At 42.9% G+C, this 19,690-nt stretch carries 17 protein-coding genes; 7 read left to right on the top strand and 10 right to left on the bottom strand.

The features are described 5' to 3' along the window. The first annotated feature begins 1,124 nt into the window (after positions 1-1,124). Positions 1,125-3,011 carry an ATP-dependent zinc metalloprotease FtsH2 gene (gene ftsH2, locus NG798_RS02260; protein WP_261220171.1) on the top strand — a complete coding sequence of 629 codons (1,887 nt, stop codon included), beginning with the start codon at positions 1,125-1,127 and terminating at the stop codon, positions 3,009-3,011. 102 nt (positions 3,012-3,113) lie between these two features. Next, positions 3,114-4,103 carry a M28 family peptidase gene (locus tag NG798_RS02255; protein WP_261220170.1) on the top strand — a complete coding sequence of 330 codons (990 nt, stop codon included), beginning with the start codon at positions 3,114-3,116 and terminating at the stop codon, positions 4,101-4,103. Between the two features lie 182 nt (positions 4,104-4,285). Here the strand turns inward: NG798_RS02255 and NG798_RS02250 are convergent, their stop codons facing one another. The 4 genes from NG798_RS02250 to NG798_RS02235 form a co-directional block, all read right to left on the bottom strand. Beyond that, positions 4,286-5,179, bottom strand: a complete 894-nt coding sequence (locus NG798_RS02250; RefSeq protein WP_261220169.1) for a hypothetical protein — start codon at positions 5,177-5,179, stop codon at positions 4,286-4,288. Between the two features lie 181 nt (positions 5,180-5,360). Continuing rightward, entirely contained in the window at positions 5,361-6,344 is a 984-nt protein-coding gene (locus NG798_RS02245) for an aldo/keto reductase (protein WP_261220168.1), read from the bottom strand. 63 nt (positions 6,345-6,407) lie between these two features. Beyond that, the gene (locus NG798_RS02240; RefSeq protein ID WP_261220167.1) at positions 6,408-7,343 is read right to left on the bottom strand and encodes an SMP-30/gluconolactonase/LRE family protein; all 936 of its coding nucleotides are present in this window, start codon (positions 7,341-7,343) and stop codon (positions 6,408-6,410) included. A 7-nt stretch (positions 7,344-7,350) separates the two neighbouring features. Continuing rightward, positions 7,351-7,707, bottom strand: coding sequence for a hypothetical protein (locus tag NG798_RS02235; RefSeq protein WP_261220166.1), 357 nt, complete (start codon positions 7,705-7,707; stop codon positions 7,351-7,353). A gap of 162 nt (positions 7,708-7,869) precedes the next feature. Between NG798_RS02235 and NG798_RS02230 the strand changes: the two genes are divergently transcribed. Continuing rightward, positions 7,870-8,400 carry a 2TM domain-containing protein gene (locus NG798_RS02230; protein ID WP_261220165.1) on the top strand — a complete coding sequence of 177 codons (531 nt, stop codon included), beginning with the start codon at positions 7,870-7,872 and terminating at the stop codon, positions 8,398-8,400. Between the two features lie 47 nt (positions 8,401-8,447). Here NG798_RS02230 and recJ read toward each other — a convergent pair whose 3' ends face one another. Beyond that, entirely contained in the window at positions 8,448-10,508 is a 2,061-nt protein-coding gene (recJ, locus tag NG798_RS02225) for a single-stranded-DNA-specific exonuclease RecJ (RefSeq protein WP_261220164.1), read from the bottom strand. A 173-nt stretch (positions 10,509-10,681) separates the two neighbouring features. On the opposite strand from recJ, the gene NG798_RS02220 reads away from it, so the two are divergent. Continuing rightward, complete coding sequence (locus NG798_RS02220; protein WP_261220163.1) at positions 10,682-12,001, top strand: chemotaxis protein; 1,320 nt, start codon at positions 10,682-10,684, stop codon at positions 11,999-12,001. 80 nt (positions 12,002-12,081) lie between these two features. On the opposite strand, the gene sbcD is transcribed toward NG798_RS02220, so the two are convergent. The 4 genes from sbcD to cysH all read right to left on the bottom strand — a co-directional run bounded on the left by sbcD (position 12,082) and on the right by cysH (position 15,486). Next, positions 12,082-13,329, bottom strand: a complete 1,248-nt coding sequence (sbcD, locus tag NG798_RS02215) for an exonuclease subunit SbcD (RefSeq protein WP_261220162.1) — start codon at positions 13,327-13,329, stop codon at positions 12,082-12,084. Positions 13,330-13,356: 27 nt separating this feature from the next. Next, complete coding sequence (locus tag NG798_RS02210; protein WP_261220161.1) at positions 13,357-13,929, bottom strand: Uma2 family endonuclease; 573 nt, start codon at positions 13,927-13,929, stop codon at positions 13,357-13,359. A 59-nt stretch (positions 13,930-13,988) separates the two neighbouring features. After that, positions 13,989-14,561 (bottom strand): Uma2 family endonuclease, encoded by a 573-nt coding sequence (locus tag NG798_RS02205; protein ID WP_261220160.1) that lies wholly within the window; start codon positions 14,559-14,561, stop codon positions 13,989-13,991. Positions 14,562-14,754: 193 nt separating this feature from the next. Next, positions 14,755-15,486 carry a phosphoadenosine phosphosulfate reductase gene (gene cysH / locus NG798_RS02200; RefSeq protein ID WP_261220159.1) on the bottom strand — a complete coding sequence of 244 codons (732 nt, stop codon included), beginning with the start codon at positions 15,484-15,486 and terminating at the stop codon, positions 14,755-14,757. Positions 15,487-15,771: 285 nt separating this feature from the next. On the opposite strand from cysH, the gene cobA reads away from it, so the two are divergent. Genes cobA through coaE form a run of 3 tightly spaced genes read left to right on the top strand, consistent with a single transcriptional unit; the run spans position 15,772 to position 18,787 of the window. After that, the gene (gene cobA, locus NG798_RS02195) at positions 15,772-17,334 is read left to right on the top strand and encodes a uroporphyrinogen-III C-methyltransferase (RefSeq protein ID WP_261220158.1); all 1,563 of its coding nucleotides are present in this window, start codon (positions 15,772-15,774) and stop codon (positions 17,332-17,334) included. Between the two features lie 18 nt (positions 17,335-17,352). Next, a complete protein-coding gene (locus NG798_RS02190) occupies positions 17,353-18,195 on the top strand; it encodes a tetratricopeptide repeat protein (protein WP_261220157.1) in 843 nt (280 codons plus the stop codon). Further along, positions 18,167-18,787 (top strand): dephospho-CoA kinase, encoded by a 621-nt coding sequence (gene coaE / locus NG798_RS02185; protein ID WP_261220156.1) that lies wholly within the window; start codon positions 18,167-18,169, stop codon positions 18,785-18,787. Before NG798_RS02190 ends, coaE begins: the two co-directional genes overlap by 29 nt. A gap of 52 nt (positions 18,788-18,839) precedes the next feature. Here the strand turns inward: coaE and larB are convergent, their stop codons facing one another. Further along, positions 18,840-19,625, bottom strand: coding sequence for a nickel pincer cofactor biosynthesis protein LarB (larB, locus tag NG798_RS02180; protein WP_261220155.1), 786 nt, complete (start codon positions 19,623-19,625; stop codon positions 18,840-18,842). Between the last annotated feature and the right edge of the window lie 65 nt (positions 19,626-19,690).

Raw genomic sequence — 19,690 nt, 5'->3', positions numbered from 1 at the left:
GCAATATGTTTTCTGGTTAGGGCAAGCTATCTTCAGTGCAACGCTCTGATTTTAGTTCTGGCCCTGTTTTTGTTTTCGTTAAATGTAAGCTTACAGCCTTTAGTGGATTTATGGGCGACTTAGTGGCACCAATTTTAAAATAAATATTAAATTCAATCCATAAGTATTTTTTGCGGTTCTTTGCTGCGATGCCCCCGCTTTTCTATAGTCCCTTGAGTCCTTTATTCTTACCATTGATTTTTTTTGATAAGTCCGGCGTATTATTTTTTAGGAAGAGGATATTTTTTAGCCTTTTTATGTGTTTCTAGGCAAAACGTTACGAAAATACTTTTACAAGTAGTTGAGTTGGGCTGTAAAATTAGGAGTTATGCTTTTTTTGCTCGTTCTTGTTGAAGCCGGCCCCTTGCTCAGTTGGCGAAAAAAGATAAGCTGTGGAGAACGGCAGCTTGTTAGTTGAGGAAGAGTAATAAATTGATAAGGACTTAAAGGGTTGTGGGGTCAAATTAAAAGTTGCAGGTTGAGAATAAAGGTGCTGAGGGGCTGGAATAAGTCTTTCTATAAGAGAGTAAAAAACATTAAAAATGCAAGTTCACAGCGAGTAAATAATAACGATGGTGGCCGGTTCAGAGAAAAACAGAAAGGCAACCTGGACTGGGATAAGAAGCTTTGGCCTGGCGGACTGAAGGTGGGGTTAAGGGGAGAGAGGGAACCGATGGCCCAAGACTGAGGGAAGGAAAAAACAATCTAAAGCGCTGAAACACTTGCGGTGCTTTGGATTCGCTTTGCGGGCTTGCCTCAATTATGATAATTACGTTAAATTTAATTAAGATTTGAGGGAGAAGTGATTCTTATTGTCTATAAGGCTGGCCGGCTTGGCTTGAACAAGTGGCTGGGCCAAAGGGCAACCCAAAGGGCCACGATATCAAATGCTGCCATAATCAAAGGAATTGATAAGCCATTGCAGCCTGAATCTAAAAACCTACTGATGTGAACACATCAGCCGAAAAGCATTCCCCAGTGCTTTTGGAGAGAGGATAGAGGGGATAGAAGTATCTCCACACAACAGCAAGCTTAGGCAGGTGTCTGTATTTGCCTATGCTGATAACTATAACTAGAGGCCATCTATGAAATTTGACTGGAAAATTGGTTTATTGTGGGCTGTGCCTGCTTTGGTAATTGGGTTTTTTGTGTGGCAAGGCGTTTTTGCCAATGCGACCGTAGAAGCCGGTAATAATGCTGCTAATGTTCGGATGAGCTATGGCCGGTTTTTGGAATACCTGGATGCTGGCCGCGTGACGCGGGTGGATCTGTATGAGGGTGGCCGCACGGCGATTGTGGAGGCGGTTGACCCGGATCTGGATAATCGGTTGCAGCGTTTGCGGGTAGATTTGCCGGCGAATGCTCCTCAATTAATTACGAGACTGCGCGAGTCTACTATTGATTTTGACACTCACCCTGTGCGGAATGATGGCGCTGTTTGGGGTTTGTTGGGGAATTTGGTTTTCCCTCTGTTGCTGATGGCGGGGTTGTTTTTCTTGTTCCGCCGGTCTAATAATGTGCCGGGTGGCCCTGGCCAAGCGATGAATTTTGGCAAGTCGCGGGCTCGTTTTAGTATGGAAGCGAAAACCGGCATTTTGTTTGATGATGTGGCCGGTATTGATGAGGCTAAGGAAGAACTGCAAGAGGTTGTTACTTTCTTGAAGAAACCGGAACGCTTTACGGCGGTTGGTGCAAAAATTCCTAAAGGTGTTTTGCTTGTTGGCCCTCCGGGAACTGGTAAAACTCTGTTGGCTAAGGCGATTGCTGGTGAGGCCGGTGTGCCGTTCTTTAGCATTTCTGGTTCTGAGTTTGTGGAGATGTTTGTGGGTGTGGGTGCGTCCCGCGTCCGTGATTTGTTTAAGAAGGCTAAGGAAAATGCGCCTTGCATTATCTTTATTGATGAAATTGATGCGGTGGGTCGCCAGCGTGGGGCCGGTATTGGTGGTGGTAATGATGAGCGTGAGCAGACTCTAAACCAGTTGTTGACTGAGATGGATGGTTTTGAGGGCAATAGCGGAATTATTATTATTGCTGCGACTAACCGGGCTGATGTTTTGGATGCGGCGCTGTTGCGTCCGGGCCGGTTTGACCGGCAGGTGATGGTGGATACGCCGGATATTAAGGGCCGGTTGGAGATTTTGGGGGTTCATGCTCGTAATAAAAAGTTAGGGCCCGATATTTCTCTGGATGCGATTGCTCGCCGGACTCCTGGTTTTTCGGGTGCTGATTTGGCGAATTTGCTGAATGAGGCGGCGATTTTGACGGCCCGCCGGCGCAAGGATGCTATTACGATGCTGGAGATTGATGATGCTGTTGACCGTGTGGTTGCCGGTATGGAAGGTACGCCGCTGGTGGATGGCAAAAGTAAGCGTTTGATTGCTTATCACGAAATTGGTCATGCGATTGTTGGGACTTTGATTAAAGACCATGATCCGGTGCAGAAGGTGACTTTGGTGCCGCGTGGACAGGCTCGTGGTTTGACTTGGTTTATGCCTGGTGAGGATCAGAGTTTGGTTTCTCGTTCGCAATTGAAGGCTCGTATTACGGGTGCTTTGGGTGGTCGTGCTGCTGAGGAAATCGTTTTTGGCGATTCTGAGGTGACGACTGGCGCGGGTAATGATTTGCAGCAGGTGACTGGAATGGCTCGCCAAATGGTGACTCGTTTGGGGATGTCTGAGCTTGGGCCTTTGTCTCTGGAAAGCCAGCAAGGTGAGGTGTTTTTGGGCCGGGATTGGATGAATAAGTCTGATTATTCTGAGAAAATTGCTTCTCAGATTGATGTGGCTGTTCGTTCGATTGTTGAGCAGTGTTATGTGGATGCGAAGCGGATCATGCGGGAAAACCGCGAGGTGATTGACCGGCTTGTTGATTTGCTGATTGAAAAAGAAACGATTGATGGTGAGGAGTTCCGGCAAATTGTGGCTGAGTACACTGTGGTGCCGGAAAAAGAGCAGTTTGTTCCTCAGTTGTAATTGGTCATTAGCTGCTAGTTTTGAGCAAAATTAAGGTAAGGGGATGAATTGACATCCCCTTTTTTATTGATCAGTTTTTTGGGGCTAGGGATGAGGTTTGTTATGAGGCGATGGGTGTTGGTGGGGTTGCTGGTGTGTTTGGTGGTTTTGATGGGTTCGTTTTGGTTTTCTCAGGAGGTGGAGATAGCGGTTGTGGATAAACCGGCTTCTGCTCAGGTATATCGTGTGCAAGGGCCAAAGGTAGATTCTGAGCGGTTGTTTTCTCACATTAAAGAGTTGAATTTTCAGCGATATACAAATAATGACCGACAACGGGCGCAAGAATATATTATCAATAGGTTAAGTGAGTTGGGATTGCAACCGCAGTTACAGGAATTTGAGGGGGGTGTGAATGTGTGGGCGCAACGTCAGGGAACGGATGCGAGTGCGGGGGTGATTTTGGTGGGGGCGCATTATGATACTGTGCCGGTGTCTCCGGGGGCTGATGATAATTCGACGGGGGTGGCGACGGTGTTGGAGGTGGCGCGCCTTTTGGTACAAAGTGAGACGGCGAGGGGTTTGGGGGTGGTGTTTTTTGATTCGGAGGAGAGGGGTTTGTTGGGGAGTTTGGCGTTTAATGGGGGGGATGTGCGGTTAGATGATGTGCGGGGGGTGGTGGTTTTGGATATGATTGGTTTTGCTTGTCGGGTGGCTGGTTGTCAGAAGTTGCCGCAGGGGTTGCCGGTTTCTGGTGTTAGTAATAAGGGGGATTTTTTGGCGGTGGTTGGTGATACTGAACATTTGCCGCTTTTGCGGGTTTTTGAGGAAGTTAAGGGGGGTGGTTTGCCTGCTGTTTTTGGGTTGCCGGTGCCTTTGAAGGGGGCGTTAATTCCTGATGTTTTGCGGAGTGATCATGCTCCTTTTTGGTTAAATGGTATTGGGGCGGTTTTGGTGACGGATACTGCTAATTTACGGAATCCACATTATCATCAATTTTCGGATAAGCCGGAGAGTTTGGATAGGGATTTTTTTGTTGGTTCTGCTCAGTTGGTTGTGAATGCGGTTACGCAGTTGTTGGAGGGGAGGGGAAGTTTGGAGACGGTTAGGAATTAGGGGTTTTTTGGAGGATTGCCGGTTAAATTGGGTTAGGAATTGCCCGATTTTGCATCACTATGGAAAACAAGGGAAAGAGTGGGTGATTAAAACAATGAAAAAATAGTAGACAAACCGGATTTTTCCTAACATTTAAAGGTTTAAATATAGGAGTTCTTAAGAAAAACCCGGTTTGTTATTTGCTATTTCTTCACTTGCTGCGCCGCTTCGTTAATGAGATACCTAGACACTGTTTGAATGCCTGTATGCTCATAATAATTCGTCGTCATATCCAAAAACGCCGCTACATAATCTAACTTATCATCCGCCACATCCACAAAACCTTGCAATTTCCCTAAAATACTGGCCGGTTTCAACCCCCGCGATGATACCAAATTTCCCATCCAACCTTGGGCAGAATTAAAGGTTTGACTGATAAAACCTAGCTTATTCTGAGCGTTATTTCCGGGGATTAAACCGCTGACTTTTTGAAACACAGGATTTTGCTCTAACATGGCCGGATTTAAACCGTTAATCGTTCTTCCAGAAACCTGTAAAAAGTCTGGCCCCAAGGGAATTAAACCATCAAAACATACCAGCGCCGCCATACGCATTACGGCTTCATTGTGATAGTTTGGCAAGGCTTTTACAAAGTCAGGAATGCTGTAAATTGGAATGCGGTTAAGTATGCAAAATGCAATTAATTCTGCTACTAATTTAATACACAAATCCACCGATTGAATTGTATCTGCTTTGGGTGTTAATTTGTTTAAAAAGCCGAGAAAGGATATCGACTGGCTGACTTTATTTGCCATTGCTGCCATTCCCATTGCACTGTCTGCATTATCAACGATTTGATAAAGCCAAATTGCTTTTTGATAACCTAGAGATTCATCATTGTAAATCCATAAAGCGCGTTCGCTGATTTTTTGGATTTTGTCGGGGTCTTTTTTGCCGGTGATTTCCCGCACCATGTTGGCGAAACCTACTGTATTTTGCCACTCTCCGGGGACAACAAAATCTAAGGCTTTTAAGGCGGAAATGGTGATGTTTTCGCTGGGTAAATTGTCGGCTAATTGAATGATTGATTGGCTCATGGTTGGCTTTTTTAAGCAATGATTGTCTTCTGTTTATAGCATCACCTGTGAGGGAGATAATTTCGCAAACTTGGTAAAAGGTTTTTTGATGATCAGCATAAAAATAGACACCGATTAAAATCGGTGCCTACAGGAAGAAAACCTCCTGCGGAGGTTAAAATTTAAAAGTGTGCTAACCTAACTACGTCCAAGCGCGGAAAAAGGTGTTATCTTGCCATGCGGTTGCGGTTCGCTGTTCGATGGCTGCCATTTCTTTCTCACTTAAAGGCTTATAAGCTTGGGCGACTCTCACATTTGATTCTAGTTGCTCTGGTGTTTCGGCGGCGATGACGCAAGTATGCACACCGGCAACGGAAAGGCTGTAGCCCATCGCTTGCTCCATTCCGTCGAGAATGCCATTTTTAAATAACCTTCCATAGGCCGGCACTTTCATCGCAATAACGCCTATATTTTTCTGTCTTGCTATTGGCATGACGGCGGGAATAAAGGGACGCGGATGATGTTTATCTGCTGCATTTACGCAGATTAATGTTGTGTCGAAATCATACCGACGCAAGGCTTCGGCTATGATATCAGGTTCGTGGTGGCCGGTGATGCCGGTGAAGCGAATTAGTTTTTGTTGTTTTGCTTCTTCTAGGGCTTTTATTGCGCCATTTTTACTGAAAATTTCGGTAATTTCTTCTGCCAAAGAAACGTGGTGCAATTGCCACAAATCAAGGTAATCTGTTTTTAAACGTTTAAGGGAATTTTCCAAGTGTCGCCATGCTCCATCTCTGTCGCGTGCATGGGTTTTGCTGGCTAGAAAAATTTGTTTTCGATACTGTGGTAATATTTTACCTAAATTCTCTTCGCTGGGGCCGTATTCTGCGGCTGTATCAAAGTATTTAATGCCTAGTTGCAAGGCGCGTTCAATGATTGGTATTGAGGCTGCTTCTTGTCCTGTTTTTGAAAGTGGGGTTTGTCCGGCGCCTCCTAATCCAAAAATGGGAAGTTTTATGCCGGTTTTTCCTAATATTCGCTCTGGCATTGTGCCGGTTATTTCGGCTTTGGTTGTCAGTGTTGAAACTTCTGGTTGCTGGCTTTTAACTGCTGAACAGGCAACAATTCCACCCGCTACGGATGCGGTGGTTAGTAAAAATTTGCGCCGGCTTGTTTTGCGTTCCATTTTGCATGACTCCCGCTTTCAAATTTTCTTGATTATAGCTTAGACTTCCGGTGCTTGCACCTGTTAATTTACTCCTGGTTTTATTCCAGCAATTGTTAACCGGATTTTGTATAAGCTTTTACCGGCTGTTATGTAAAGGGTTTTGTAATCTTCATCTCCCCAAGCTAAATTAGTGGCACTTTCTGGGACAGCGATTTTATTGATTAATTGGCCGGTGCGAGAAAATACCCAAATTCCGCCAGGGCCGGTGCTATAAACATTTCCTTCGACATCAACTTTGATGCCATCGGGTACGCCGTTTTTGCCTTCTTCTTTCATTTCTGCAAAGACTTCTCCGCCGGCCAAACTTCCATCAGTTTGCACATCAAAAACTCTCATGTGATTTTTTTCTGTGTCGTTGACATAAAGCTTTTTCTCATCGGGAGAAAATGCTAATCCATTGGGACGGATAAAGTCTTTTGCTAATAAGCTTAGTTTGCCATCAGGGGCGATGCGGTAAACGCCATAAAAGCCTAATTCTTCGTCTTTTTTTTGGATGCCGTAAGGCGGATCTGTGAAGTAAATACTGCCATCTGATTTGACTATCACATCGTTGGGACTGTTGAGCAGTTTGCCTTCAAATTTATCTGCTAAAGTAATAATTTTTCCATCTTGGCCGGTGCGGGAAACACGGCGGTTTTTATGCTCTGCGGTAATTAAATTTCCCTGCTTGTCGAGGGTGTTTCCATTGGCGTTTCCTGATGGTTTCCGGAAGACTTCAACAGGTTGATTTTGCTGATATTTGTAAAGAGTATCGGCGGGAATATCGCTGAAAATTAAATAGCCGGCGGGCATCCACACCGGCCCCTCGACGAAATTAAAATTAGAGGCTACTTTTTCTAGTTTTTGGTTGTTTTGGTCTACCGATTCCACAGAGGTATTCTCCTTCGCAAATAAAGTGATACTGAGGAAAACAATCAATAACAAAGTCGCGCCGGCAACAGTTAGATATTTTTTCATGGGTTTTCTAATTCATACCTTTCGCCTGATTTATGCGGTCAATCCATGCTTGATTGTTATCGAGGGTTAAAATGATGCGGTTGTAAGGTTCATCGATTAATTCAAGGGTTAAATAATCCTTGTCTTTTGTGACATACCAAAACTCTTTTCCGCGTCGAGTGTAATAAGTACCGGCCTTTATAATGCCAGGTAAAAATGTTCCGGGTGCGCGAAGTTCTGCCCAAGTGCTTTGGGGTTCTTCTGCGGTGACTCTTTCAATATGAGCAAGGGGAATAGACATGGTTTCATTGAGGGTAAATGCCCAAAGTTGCTCATACCATTCTAAGTCGATAGATAATTGGTTGCCGGTGATACTTAAATTCATAGGGGGTTGTTGTTGGGATGATTTTGTAAAAAGTATTTGGTTATTTTAACCGATTTCTAAACAAAGCTGCACCCTACTAGGGTGGATCGGATATTCCCCCCTGTCAATTGTCAAAAAGTCAGGCAAAATAGAAAGGATAGTGATACTGAAAAGGCTACTGTGATGGTTTCTTCAGAAAATTTAAAAACAACAGACCGTTCCCCAGCCCAAAAAACCGGGCTCGCACCTACTTATAGTCAAGACGAAGTACAGCAAATTTTACATTTAGCTTTATCTCGAAAAGAAGAAGGCGGGGAAATTTCTCGCGCTCAAATGTTAGAAATTGCTCAAGATTTAAACATTCCTCTTGCTCATTTGGAAGCCGCCGAAAAAGAATGGTTAAGCCGTTCAGGTGACTTTGAAGAACGCCAAGTTTTTGAAACTTATCGCCGCAAGAAATTAAAAAAGAACGCTGTTAACTATGGAATTTTTAACAGCTTTTTTGTCCTGTTAAATTTGGCCGGTTCTGGCGAGCTATCTTGGTCTTTATATATTCTGTTATTTTGGGGCTTAGGACTGGCTTTGCAAGGCTGGAATAGCTATCAAAGTGAGGGTGAAGAATACGAGCAAGCTTTCCAGCGCTGGCGGGTAAAAAAACAGTTAGGTCAATCTGTTAATAGTTTGGTTAACAAATTTCAGAAATGGATTAGTTAAAAGCTGGGTGTGGGTTTTTTATAATAGGTTGGGTTTGGCAACCCAACCTACATTTGTAAAGCTGCCATTGCTGATTTAATTAAGTTAAAAAACTGCTTTTGTCGCACATCCACCGGCAATGCTGTTTCTCGATTGGTTCCAAAAATACCAATTTTTTGCCCTTTTTCAATGGCTAAAACTTGCCCTTGGGGAGTTTTGATTCTTATCTCTTGCCCGGAATTTTTTGCATACAAGGCGCAATTATATTTCTGGTTTTCATAATAAAATTCTGCTTTGGCTAGTGCTGCAACCGGCACACTTTGATCTGTTTGTTCTTGCGGTAAGCGCACGCCAATAATTTCGATTTCAAGATTTGTATTTCCCTGCCAATTATTCTCGGTTAAGCGATAAGCGACATCCAGGCGAACGGGTAAAGGAAAATACTCTCCCCATCGCCACGCCATTGCTTGAATGCGAGCATATCCACCATTTTTTAACTGTTGAGAAAGGGTGACTTTCAGGTGATTTTCTCCCACAATTTTTTGCTCAACGACTCGCACATTTGAAACCCAAAAAACCGGCTCTGAGTTTTCAATTCCGCAGGGATGTAAAGCGTCTATTTGACGATATAAATCTAAATTAATTTCATCTAAATTTAATTCGGCGTCTATTTGTACCAAAGGTTTTAAGTGTGCCGGTTCTAAACAGCGATGTGCGAAAACACTAAGCCGGTCGCTAAATGCTTGTAAATTTTCTGCTTTCAAAGAAAAGCCTCCCGCCGCACGATGTCCGCCATATTTGCCTAACAAATCATCGCAAAATTGCAAAGCTTCAAAGACATGAAACTCTGGAATACTGCGCGCAGATCCGCGAATATGTCCGCTATCTTCGTAGGTTCCAATAAACACCGGCACGCCGTATCTTTCTACTAGCCGCGAGGCAACAATGCCAATTACTCCATGATGCCAGTTTGGCTGCACTACCACCAAAACTCGCTTTTCTAATAAGTTAATTTGGCTATTTTCTACCCACTCCACCGCCTCTTTTTCAATTTGTTTGCAAAGTTGCTGCCGGCGCTGATTAATTTGTTCGCATTGCATGGCTTTTTCTAATGCCAATCCCATGTCATCTGTAGTTAACAAGTCAATGACAATTTGCGGGTCGCCAATTCTTCCCACTGCATTAATTCTCGGCCCAAGCCTAAAGCCAATATCTTCGGGTTTTAAAGATTTTGTGTTTTTATTTTCTTGTTTTATGTAAAAATTTCCCTGTTCTCTCGCTTTTACTCCTGCCACTTGAATTAAGGCTTGAATTCCTGCTAATTCTGATGTAGGTAACTGCCGCAAACCCAGCTTTAACCAGCGCCGGTTTACCCCCGTTAAAGGCGCTAAATCGGCAATAGTTCCTAATGTCATTAATGAGCGTAAAGGCGTAATTAAGCCTTGAGTTTTGCCTAACTTTTGAGCAAGGCAAACAGCGAGAATATAGGCAACTCCTACCCCAGCAACTCCCCGATAGGGAGAATCTTCTCTGATTAATTTGGGATTTAGAATTGCGTCTGCCGGCGGTAATTTGTCGGGGATATCATGGTGATCGGTTACAATCACTTTTAAGCCTAATTCCCTGGCACGAAAAACTGGCTCATAGGCTGATATTCCATTATCAACTGTTAAAACTATTTCCACACCTTCGCGGTGGAATTCTTCAACAATTCGGATGTTAATTCCATAGCCTTCGCTCATACGGCTGGGAATGGCATAATCAACTTCAGCCCCCAACCAACGCAATGCTCTTAGCAACAATGAAGTGCTGGTCATTCCATCGGCATCATAGTCTCCACAAATAGCAATTTTTTGTTTTAAACTAATGGCTTGAACCAACAAATCGACGCTTTTTTGCAAGTCTGGAAATTCATCAATTGGGGAGGGTAAAACAATTGAGTCTGGGTTTAAATAAAATTGGGCTTCGGTAGGATTTTTAAGACCGCGATTAATAAGAACTTGTGCTAAAACCGCTGATAAACCGGTAGCATCAGCCAATTGTACGCAGAGGTCTGGCTGTTGTGAGAAAATCTGCCAACGCTGAAGAGGAAGCCGGTGGGGGGGGGAGAATCCAGAGGGGTCTAACACTGCATTTCTATTAATGACATACTTGATTGTAACTTTAGCACTCTTTGTGCTGTCAGCGCGGGCTTGTCAAAAAAAAGGCAGCAAAATCGGTTAATTAATAATTTAGGTTACTATCTTAATTATTTGTGTCAACATAAAGAAAATCTCGTTTTTGCTGTCGGCATCCTCCGTGAATGATTGATCTGTCTCAACTCACTCCTGATTCTACCATTGGCAACTTGCCCAGCCATCACTTTCAAGTTAGCCAAAGAATCCCCGGCAATATTGTGGCGAAAACCTTTGCTCACCAACCAGAAATTCCGGGGGTAATGGTGCTTAATGGCCCGCGCTTGGTGGGAATGATTTCACGGCGAAAATTTTATGAATGGATGAGTCAACCTTATAATATTGAACTTTATATGCAGCGCCCTATAGGTGCGATTTTAGATTTTTTTAAAATTCCTGCTTTGCTACTTTCTCAGAATAGCAAAATTGATGAAGCGGCAAAAATTGCGCTAAATCGCTCTGAAGATTTGGTATATGAGCCGGTGGTTATTGTCTACGATGATAATAGTTTTCGCTTACTTGATATGCGGGTTTTGCTGCTCGGTCAATCGCAAATGCTCAGTTTATCTTATGAAGTTATCCGCTTGCAAAAGTTAGAAATTCATAACTCGCTTAATCTCATTCAAAAAGAACAAAATAAAGCGAAAGGTTACACGCAATTGTTAGAGTTTAATTTAGTTGAACTACAAAACCAAAATCAACTTTTGAGCGAACAGCAATCTCGATTAATGAAGCAAGCAAAAAGAATTTCGCAATTAAATCAAAAGTTTATTCAAATTGGAAAACTTCTGTCTCTGGAAGGCCGAAAGGCTTTTCAGGCAACTTTTGCCGGTGTGAATGCTATTTGCCAGAATACGGATCAAATTGTCGATATTGGCAAGGCTTTAGCCAAAGAATTAGAGACAATTAATGCTGCTTCGGTACTTATTGCAAAAGTTAGCCAGCAAGTGCGATATTTAGCTATGCAAGCAGCCGTTGTGGCGCATCGTTCGGGAGATCACTTTAGCGAATTTAGCAACGTTACGTCTGAAATTGGGAAATTAGTTAGCCAAACTTTTGAAGCCGGTCGGCAAGTAGACCAGCTTGCTAATCGTTTTAAAATCCGTGTTCAGGATCTTACAGAATCAGCAAGAGAAGGTGCGACGGTGGCGCGTTCGCTTATACAACAAATTGAGACAGCAGAGATGGCGTTAGCTCAGTTGGAAGAATTGGTAAAATATCCTGCATCTAACATGAGTTCAGAACTACATAATCCTGAAATCAACGCATATTTAGAAACAGAATCTTTACTGCAAAAAATTGAACAAGCAGAAGGAGCCTTAACAGAATTAGAGCAATTAGTTAAGCATCAGGATTTGGTTAGGGTTATTGAAAAAATCGAAGGCATTTTAAGCCGGCAGAATCGGCAGATTGAGAAACCAGGTTTTTCGGAAAACCTAAGTTTATAAAAACTTCAATAGTTGTCACGGCTATAAAGTCTCATTTTTTTCTGAGTCGGTGGTTAATTAAGTTAAAATTTGGGGAATTTTTACAACAAATTCAACTGTTTATCCCCCTCTTCTCCCCCCAACAAACCCTCCGCCGCCACCAACAAATCCCCCTGAATATCTTTCAAATCACTGCGATTTTCCAAATAACTTTTCAACGCCTCCATCGGAGAAATACCCCCACCGGCCACTAAACTAGGCACACGCGGACGCGCCAATTGACTCACTAATTCCGCCTGAATTGTATAACTATGAGCCGCATTTAACGCCTTATGAATCGCAGCATTATCAATCAAATCTAGCTGCTCAGAACGCACCTGATAAATCAACCGCACCACCGCATCGTTAATTTCTTTCTTACCAATTTTTTCCACCAACATCGCCTGGGGATCTTCCGCCTCCGAAACATCGACCCGAATTGTTACAAAAGACCTCACCGGTAACTTACAAAACTCCCAATTTACCCTGCCTTTTTCCACCTCCAACATCACATAACCTTTATCCTCTTTTTCCTCACTAAAATCCACCCGTTCAATACTCCCCGGATAAATCACCGGCGGATTATTTTGCCGATTCAAATTTTGGTGCCGGTGAACGTGCCCCAGCGCCACATATTCAAAACAAGGACGCACCAACAACGACATCGGAATAGTAAAACCTTTCCCCACCGCCAAAAATCTCTCCGCACCTAATTCTGCCTTATCTGCCATCAAATGCGCTAACAAAATTGTCGGCACATCTTTATCTAACCGCACGATTTCCCCTTCCAAAACTAACCGCAATTTTTCATTTAATAAATTATTCACATCAGCAATTGCCATCCCTTCTGTTTCCGCTCTCGCCATCAAAGTTGAGCGAGTTAACCAAGGCAAAGTTAACACTTGCACCGGCCCACTTTTTGTTTCAATCCTGTGAGTCTCTAAACGATCTCCCACAATAAAACCTGGCACTCCCAAAGTGCGATAAATACACAAACTTGCACCGCCTTGTCCTTGGGAATGTTGATCGTGATTTCCTACTAACAAAACTGTCGGAATATCCGCATCCACTAAGCGGCGAAATTGAGTTGCAAACGCTTCTTGAACATAGGGCGGAGGTGTAGCATCCGGAAACGCATCTCCCCCAAATACAACCAAATCCACCGACTCAGAAATTGCCCTATCAATACACAGCGAAAGAGTCTTGACGAAATCTTCTAATCGTGTATTTAATCCCGTTACTGGATTAATTTTACCGTGCGAAAAACCGCTGCCAATATGAATATCCGAAAGATGCAGAACTTTAATCATTTTTTTGCTCAAAGTAAGGATTATTGATTAGACAATGCCAGGGACTTTTTGATAAATATCCGTAATTGAAACCTGAAAATCTACGCTTTCTAAATAAACCTCCGAACCTTTTTCATAAATTTGTGAATTCCAATTTCCAGACTCATCCAAACGGAAACACTCGACCTTCATCTCGTTTTGACTTACTAATACATATTCCCGCAGCGTAGGGCAAGTTTGATAATCAGCAAATTTCTCAGTTCTATCAAAATTCTCCGTCGAACGAGAAAGCACTTCTACTATCAAAACGGGATAGCGAATAAAATCATCCGTTGAAGTTGTATCCCGTTGATCACAGGTTACAGCCACATCAGGATAATAATAACAATTTGCTTCCTCAAGTCGGACTTTGATATCTGATGAAAGAACTAGACAGGGGCTATTACGGAGATGATTATTAAGCAGGGTAATATAGTTTCCTGCAATCACAATATGAGGTTTTTTTGCCCCCGTCATTGCATAAACATGACCCCGCCGATATTCATGTTTAATCGGACTGATTTGTTCAGCTTCTAAATAATCTGCTGGTGAAATGTAAAAATTGTTTTTAGAGACAAACATCTAGGAAAACTCCTTTTTAAATTAATTTAAGCACTTTCTAAAATTAGAGATTTTTTAAATTAGATTAACCCCGCTACTTTTTGATAAATATCCGTAATTGAAACCTGAAAATCTACGCTTTCTAAATAAACCTCCGAACCTTTTTCATAAATTTGTGAATTCCAATTTCCCGACTCATCCAAACGGAAACATTCGACCTTCATCTGGTTTTGACTTACTAATACATATTCCCGCAGCGTAGAGCAAGTTTGATAATCAGCAAATTTCTCAGTTCTATCAAAATTCTCCGTCGAACGAGAAAGCACTTCTACTATCAAAACGGGATAGCGAATAAAATCATCCGTTGAAGTTGTATCCCGTTGATCACAGGTTACAGCCACATCAGGATAATAATAACAATTTGCTTCCTCAAGTCGGACTTTTGTATCAGATGTTAAGACGATGCAGTTACTTTCATCAAGATGATTACCTAACCGCCTTACTAGGTTTCCTGCAATCACAACATGAGGATTTTTTGCCCCCGTCATTGCATAAACATGACCCCGCCGGTATTCATGTTTAATAGGGCTGATTTGTTCAGCTTCTAAATAATCTGCCGGGGAAATGTAGAAATTATTTTTTGGAATAAACATCTGCCTAAACTTCCGCAGTTTTATCAAACATTATAGCCTAAACCTAAAAAACCCGGTTTGTAATAAAAACCGGGTTTCTCAATTTTACTATTTTCATAATTCCCCCCATAAAATTTAGTCAGTAGTCAGTTTTATTGACTCTTACAAACATACCGAATCTGTCACTGACGACTGACTTTTTACCCACAGTAAATTAGATGTGAATCCCACACTCTGTCTTGCCGGTACCACGCCACCGGCCCGCCCGCTCGTGCTCGTCTGCTCCCACCGGCGTCGTCAGCGGTTCATCACCAATGCTGGCATACCCCATATCATGTAGCACATTATAAGGAACATTATGCTCCAACACATAAGACCACGTTTCTTTGCGAGTCCAAGACGCCAAAGGATTGACCTTAATGCGTTTTTTGATATCTCGCTCAAAAACGAATAACTTTGTGCGACTATCAGATTGATCCCTACGCCGGCCAGTTATCCAAGCCTGTGTATTCAACTCTGATAAACCCCGCTGCAAAGGCTCAACCTTTGTGAGATAGTGAAATTTTTGCACATCCTTTTCCCACAGCAAATCACCATAGCGACGCGCAAAAAGTTCGCGGGACTCAGCATCAATTACCTTATACACTCTGAGATCCAAATTGTAGTGCTGGCGACTGCGTTCCACAAGGTCAAGAGTTTCTTTAAAATGGTGAAGCGTATCCAAAAACAACACCGGCACAGGCGGATTAGGCTTTAGTTCCCGATACAAAAGATCCATAATTACCATGCCGGTGACACCAAAAGCGCTGGTTTGGATCAGGCCGGTGGGGATGTTGCGAAGACACCAGGCCAAAATTTCCTTGGGGTGCGCGTTTTCAAATCTCTCATTAAGTTCGTCCAAATCAAGGTGCGAATTATCAATGTCAGCTTGTTGCGAGCAGACCATGCGTTGTTAACTCTCAAAAAGTTGCGTATTTTACATTCCTGATTTTACTCGATAATGTCGCCTAACTTGATCGGGAATCCGTATTTTATGATAAAACCGCGATAAACCTATGTCCAAACCGCTATCGAGAGCCTCAGAAATATGGTATGTATTAGCTAAACATCTTACAGTCTAAGCTATGTGAGGATGCAGTTAAATCCAATTCACTTAGGCTGCAATTCTATTTAATTTGTAAAACATTTAAACTGTAATAACCATCAAAAATTCCTCCAAAAAAAAGGATCTATGACAATAGCAAAAGGCAAAGTTTATTTAGTCGGTGCCGGCCCCGGAAATTTATCTTATCTAACCGTAGAAGCCTACAATTTACTAGCATCTGCTGAAGTTTTGGTCTATGACGCGCTGATCAATCAAGAAATGTTAAAAATAGTGCCGATCAACGCCACATTAATTGAAGTCGGAAAACGCGGCGGAAAACCCAGCACTCCCCAAGAAGAAATCGACCGGCTATTAGTTGAACAATGCCAAAAAGGAAAACAAGTCATCCGTTTAAAAAGCGGAGATCCTTTTATATTTGGGCGCGTCGCCTCCGAAATTCAAGCCTTACAAAAAGCAGACTGTAACTTTGAAATTATCCCCGGTATTTCCTCAGCCTTAGCCGCCCCTTTACTAGCAGGAATACCCCTAACAGATCCCGTTTTAAGTCGATGTTTTGCCGTCCTCAGCGCTCACGAACCCGACGCCCTAGACTGGCAAAGTTTAGCCAATATAGAAACCTTAGTTATTTTAATGGGAGGCCGGCAATTAGATGAAATTATCCATCAATTACACCGGCATGGCAAACCCATTTCCACCCCCGTTGCCGTCATTCGTTCCAGCAGCCATCCCGATCAAAAAATCTGGACAGGAAATCTCGGAAATATTTCCTTTAAAACAAACGGAGAATCACTTTCCCCTGCCATAATTGTCATTGGAGAAGTCGTGCGCCTGCGCGAATTTTTTATCAACAATTCTCCTAAACAAATTCTTAATCTAAAACCTCCAATTCTCAATACTATGGATGCACCCTTAAGCAACAAAACCGTTTTGGTAACTCGTTCCGCCGGCCAATCTGGCAGTTTTACTAAGCGTTTAGAAGCAGCCGGTGCAAACGTCATAGAAATGCCGGCACTTCAAATTGGCCCCCCTTCCTCTTGGGAAGAACTCGATAACAGCATAGCCAACTTATCCCAATTTGATTGGTTAATTCTCACCTCAACAAACGGCGTAGATTACTTTTTTGAAAGATTGCTCGCCCAAAACAAAGATGCTCGCGCCCTAGCCAACTTAAAAATAGCCGTAGTCGGCGAAAAAACCGCCCAAAGTTTGCAGCAACGCCAGATTCAACCAGACTTTATTCCCCCCAACTTTGTCGCCGATAGTTTAGTAGAAAATTTTCCAGAAAAGGTTGCAGGAAAAACCATATTATTTCCCAGAGTAGAAAGCGGCGGAAGGGAAGTATTAGTAAAAGAATTAACCGCCAAAAATGCCAAAGTAATAGAAGTCGCGGCCTACGAATCCCGCTGTCCCGAAAAAATCGTTCCCCAAGCATGGGAAGCCTTGCAAAATCACCGCGTTGATATTATCACCTTTGCCAGTTCAAAAACAGTCAAAAACTTTTGCCATCTTATCCAAAAAGCAGATATTGGCGGAAGCGGTATCGCCTCATTATTAGAAAACGTTTGTTTAGCATCCATTGGCCCCCAAACTTCCAAAACTTGCCTAGAATTATTCGGAAGAGTTGATTTAGAAGCGCAAGAATATACGATGGAAGGATTATTTCAATCCCTCATCCACCATTACGGGTAAAAATGCCAAGCTATCGCCATGAATTACAAACAGTTTAATTTCATATTTTTTGCTTTGATATCGATGCCGGTGATAATTTGCACACCGGCCCCAACTGCCGCCAAACAAATAGCCCAACTCCGAGGAAATAACGCCCCCATTCCCTATTTTCCGCCGCCAAATCAGCAAATTTTGGGGCAGAATTATTACAATCAAGCCAACAATTTCTTACAAACCGGCAACTATCAAGCAGCCATAGAAAATTACACCCAAGCCTTACAAATTAGTCCCAGTTTAGCAGAAGCTTATTTAGGAAGAGGATTAGCAAAACGCCGCATTGGAGATAACCAAGGAGCAATAGATGATTACACAAAAGTTATTCAACTGCAACCAAATAATGCCCTCGCCTATCATAATCGAGGCGTCGTAAAAGCAGTGTTAGGAAAACATCAAGAAGCCTTAACAGATTACACCCAAGCGCTTTTAATTAATCAAAATGATGCAACCGCTTATTTAAATCGGGGACGTTCTCGGTTTGCAATAGGCGATAAATTGGGAGCAATTAAAGATTATGATATGTCATTGCAGCGCAATCAAAATAACTCCCTAGCTTGGCATTATCGAGGGATAGCTTTTTTTGATTTAGGCAACTATCAAAAAGCCCTTGATTCCTACAATCAAGCCATCCAAATAAATCAAAACTGGGGAAATATCAGCGCTGCCGATGCTTATAAAAATCGCGCCACTACCCAGCTAAAATTCCAAAATAATCAAGCCGCCAGCGAAGATTTAGAAAAAGCTGCCGGTTTGTATCAACAACAAGGCAATATAAAAGAATATCAAGAGGCTATTAATGCACTTAAAAACATTCAGAGACTCTAACAACAAAAAACGCATTATTGGTTTAACCGGCAGCATCGCCACCGGCAAAACCACCGTTTCTAACTATTTGGCGGAAAAATACGGACTGCCGGTTTTTGATGCCGATATTTTGGCGCGGGAAGCGGTGGCTGTCGGTTCGCCAATTTTAGAAAAATTTGCCAGCAGATACCCAGATATTCTCTTAGCAGATGGCAGTTTAAACCGGCCAAAATTAGGCAGTATTATTTTTAACAATTCCGACGAACGCCGGTGGGTAGAATCGCAAATTCATCCCTACGTCCGCCAGCGCTTTGTCGAAGCAATTTCAAACACCTCTCACCCCACAATTGTCTTAGCAATACCCTTATTATTTGAAGCCCAAATGACCGATTTAGTCACAGAAATTTGGGTGGTCTATTGTAACCCAGAAACGCAAATTAAACGCCTAATGCAACGAGACAACCTCAGCCAAGAACAAGCAGAAACCCGAATCAAAAGCCAAATGTCGCTAGAGGAAAAATGCAACCTAGCAACCCTTATTTTAGACAACTCAACCACCCAAAAAAACCTTCAAAAACAAATAGACAAAACCCTAAAAACCCAACCCAAATAAACCCAATCCCCACCAAAAACCTATCCGCGTTTATCTGCTATAGGATGCGGTTTTAAAAACCCCCTTCTCGCCTCCCCACCCTCAAGGCAGTTCGCAAAATTTGCCCCGCCAACATAGCCGCACCAAAACCATTATCAATATTAACAACTCCCACCCCCGCCGCACAAGAATTCAGCATCGTTAAAAGCGGCGCCACACCCCCAAAACTTGCCCCATAACCAACACTTGTAGGAACGCCAATCACAGGACAATCTGCCATTCCCCCTACCACACTTGGCAAAGCACCTTCCATCCCCGCTACAACAATTAAAACATCCGCCGCCGCAATTACATGACGATTGCTTAAAAGCCGGTGAATTCCTGACACTCCAACATCCCACAAACGTAACACCTCAAAACCACAAAGGGAAGCTGTACAAGCCGCCTCCTCCGCCACCGGCAAGTCGGCAGTACCAGCAGATAAAATGCCAATTACACCCTCATATTTTGGCTCTAAAGGTGCCGGTGCCGTCGCACAAATCCGCGCTTCTGGGTAATAGAATAAACCAGGAAGTTTTTCATCTAACTCAGCAAAAACTTGGGCTTCTATGCGCGTCGCCATCACCACCGGATAATTCTGGCGCATATTTTCCATAATTTGAGCAATTTGAGTCGGCGTTTTTCCGGGGCCCCAAATTACCTCTGGGAAGCCGGTTCGCAAACTTCTGTGATTATCTATTTTGGCAAAATCTCCGACGTTTTCATAATCAAAATGCTTTAATTTTTCGGCTGCTATTTCTGGGGTTATGTTGCCTTTTGCAACTGATTGAAGGAGGTTTTTTAAGGTTTCTGAGTCCATGTTTAGTTTGGGGATTTTTTAAGAATTTTTTAACCGCAGATAAACGCAGATAAACGCAGATAGTT

The sequence above is a fragment of the Ancylothrix sp. D3o genome, from assembly GCF_025370775.1.
Lineage (GTDB): Bacteria > Cyanobacteriota > Cyanobacteriia > Cyanobacteriales > Oscillatoriaceae > Ancylothrix.
This window is presented reverse-complemented; position numbering and strand designations above follow the sequence as displayed.

Coding starts and splice junctions, on each gene's coding strand:
- NG798_RS02250 (WP_261220169.1), bottom strand. CDS start 5,179: ATGAGCCAATCAATCATTCAATTAGCCGACAATTTACCCAGCGAAAAC.
- cobA (WP_261220158.1), top strand. CDS start 15,772: ATGACAATAGCAAAAGGCAAAGTTTATTTAGTCGGTGCCGGCCCCGGA.
- cysH (WP_261220159.1), bottom strand. CDS start 15,486: ATGGTCTGCTCGCAACAAGCTGACATTGATAATTCGCACCTTGATTTG.
- NG798_RS02205 (WP_261220160.1), bottom strand. CDS start 14,561: ATGTTTATTCCAAAAAATAATTTCTACATTTCCCCGGCAGATTATTTA.
- larB (WP_261220155.1), bottom strand. CDS start 19,625: ATGGACTCAGAAACCTTAAAAAACCTCCTTCAATCAGTTGCAAAAGGC.
- NG798_RS02235 (WP_261220166.1), bottom strand. CDS start 7,707: ATGAATTTAAGTATCACCGGCAACCAATTATCTATCGACTTAGAATGG.
- NG798_RS02230 (WP_261220165.1), top strand. CDS start 7,870: ATGGTTTCTTCAGAAAATTTAAAAACAACAGACCGTTCCCCAGCCCAA.
- NG798_RS02190 (WP_261220157.1), top strand. CDS start 17,353: ATGAATTACAAACAGTTTAATTTCATATTTTTTGCTTTGATATCGATG.
- coaE (WP_261220156.1), top strand. CDS start 18,167: ATGCACTTAAAAACATTCAGAGACTCTAACAACAAAAAACGCATTATT.
- NG798_RS02210 (WP_261220161.1), bottom strand. CDS start 13,929: ATGTTTGTCTCTAAAAACAATTTTTACATTTCACCAGCAGATTATTTA.
- ftsH2 (WP_261220171.1), top strand. CDS start 1,125: ATGAAATTTGACTGGAAAATTGGTTTATTGTGGGCTGTGCCTGCTTTG.
- sbcD (WP_261220162.1), bottom strand. CDS start 13,329: ATGATTAAAGTTCTGCATCTTTCGGATATTCATATTGGCAGCGGTTTT.
- NG798_RS02245 (WP_261220168.1), bottom strand. CDS start 6,344: ATGGAACGCAAAACAAGCCGGCGCAAATTTTTACTAACCACCGCATCC.
- NG798_RS02240 (WP_261220167.1), bottom strand. CDS start 7,343: ATGAAAAAATATCTAACTGTTGCCGGCGCGACTTTGTTATTGATTGTT.
- NG798_RS02255 (WP_261220170.1), top strand. CDS start 3,114: ATGAGGCGATGGGTGTTGGTGGGGTTGCTGGTGTGTTTGGTGGTTTTG.
- NG798_RS02220 (WP_261220163.1), top strand. CDS start 10,682: ATGATTGATCTGTCTCAACTCACTCCTGATTCTACCATTGGCAACTTG.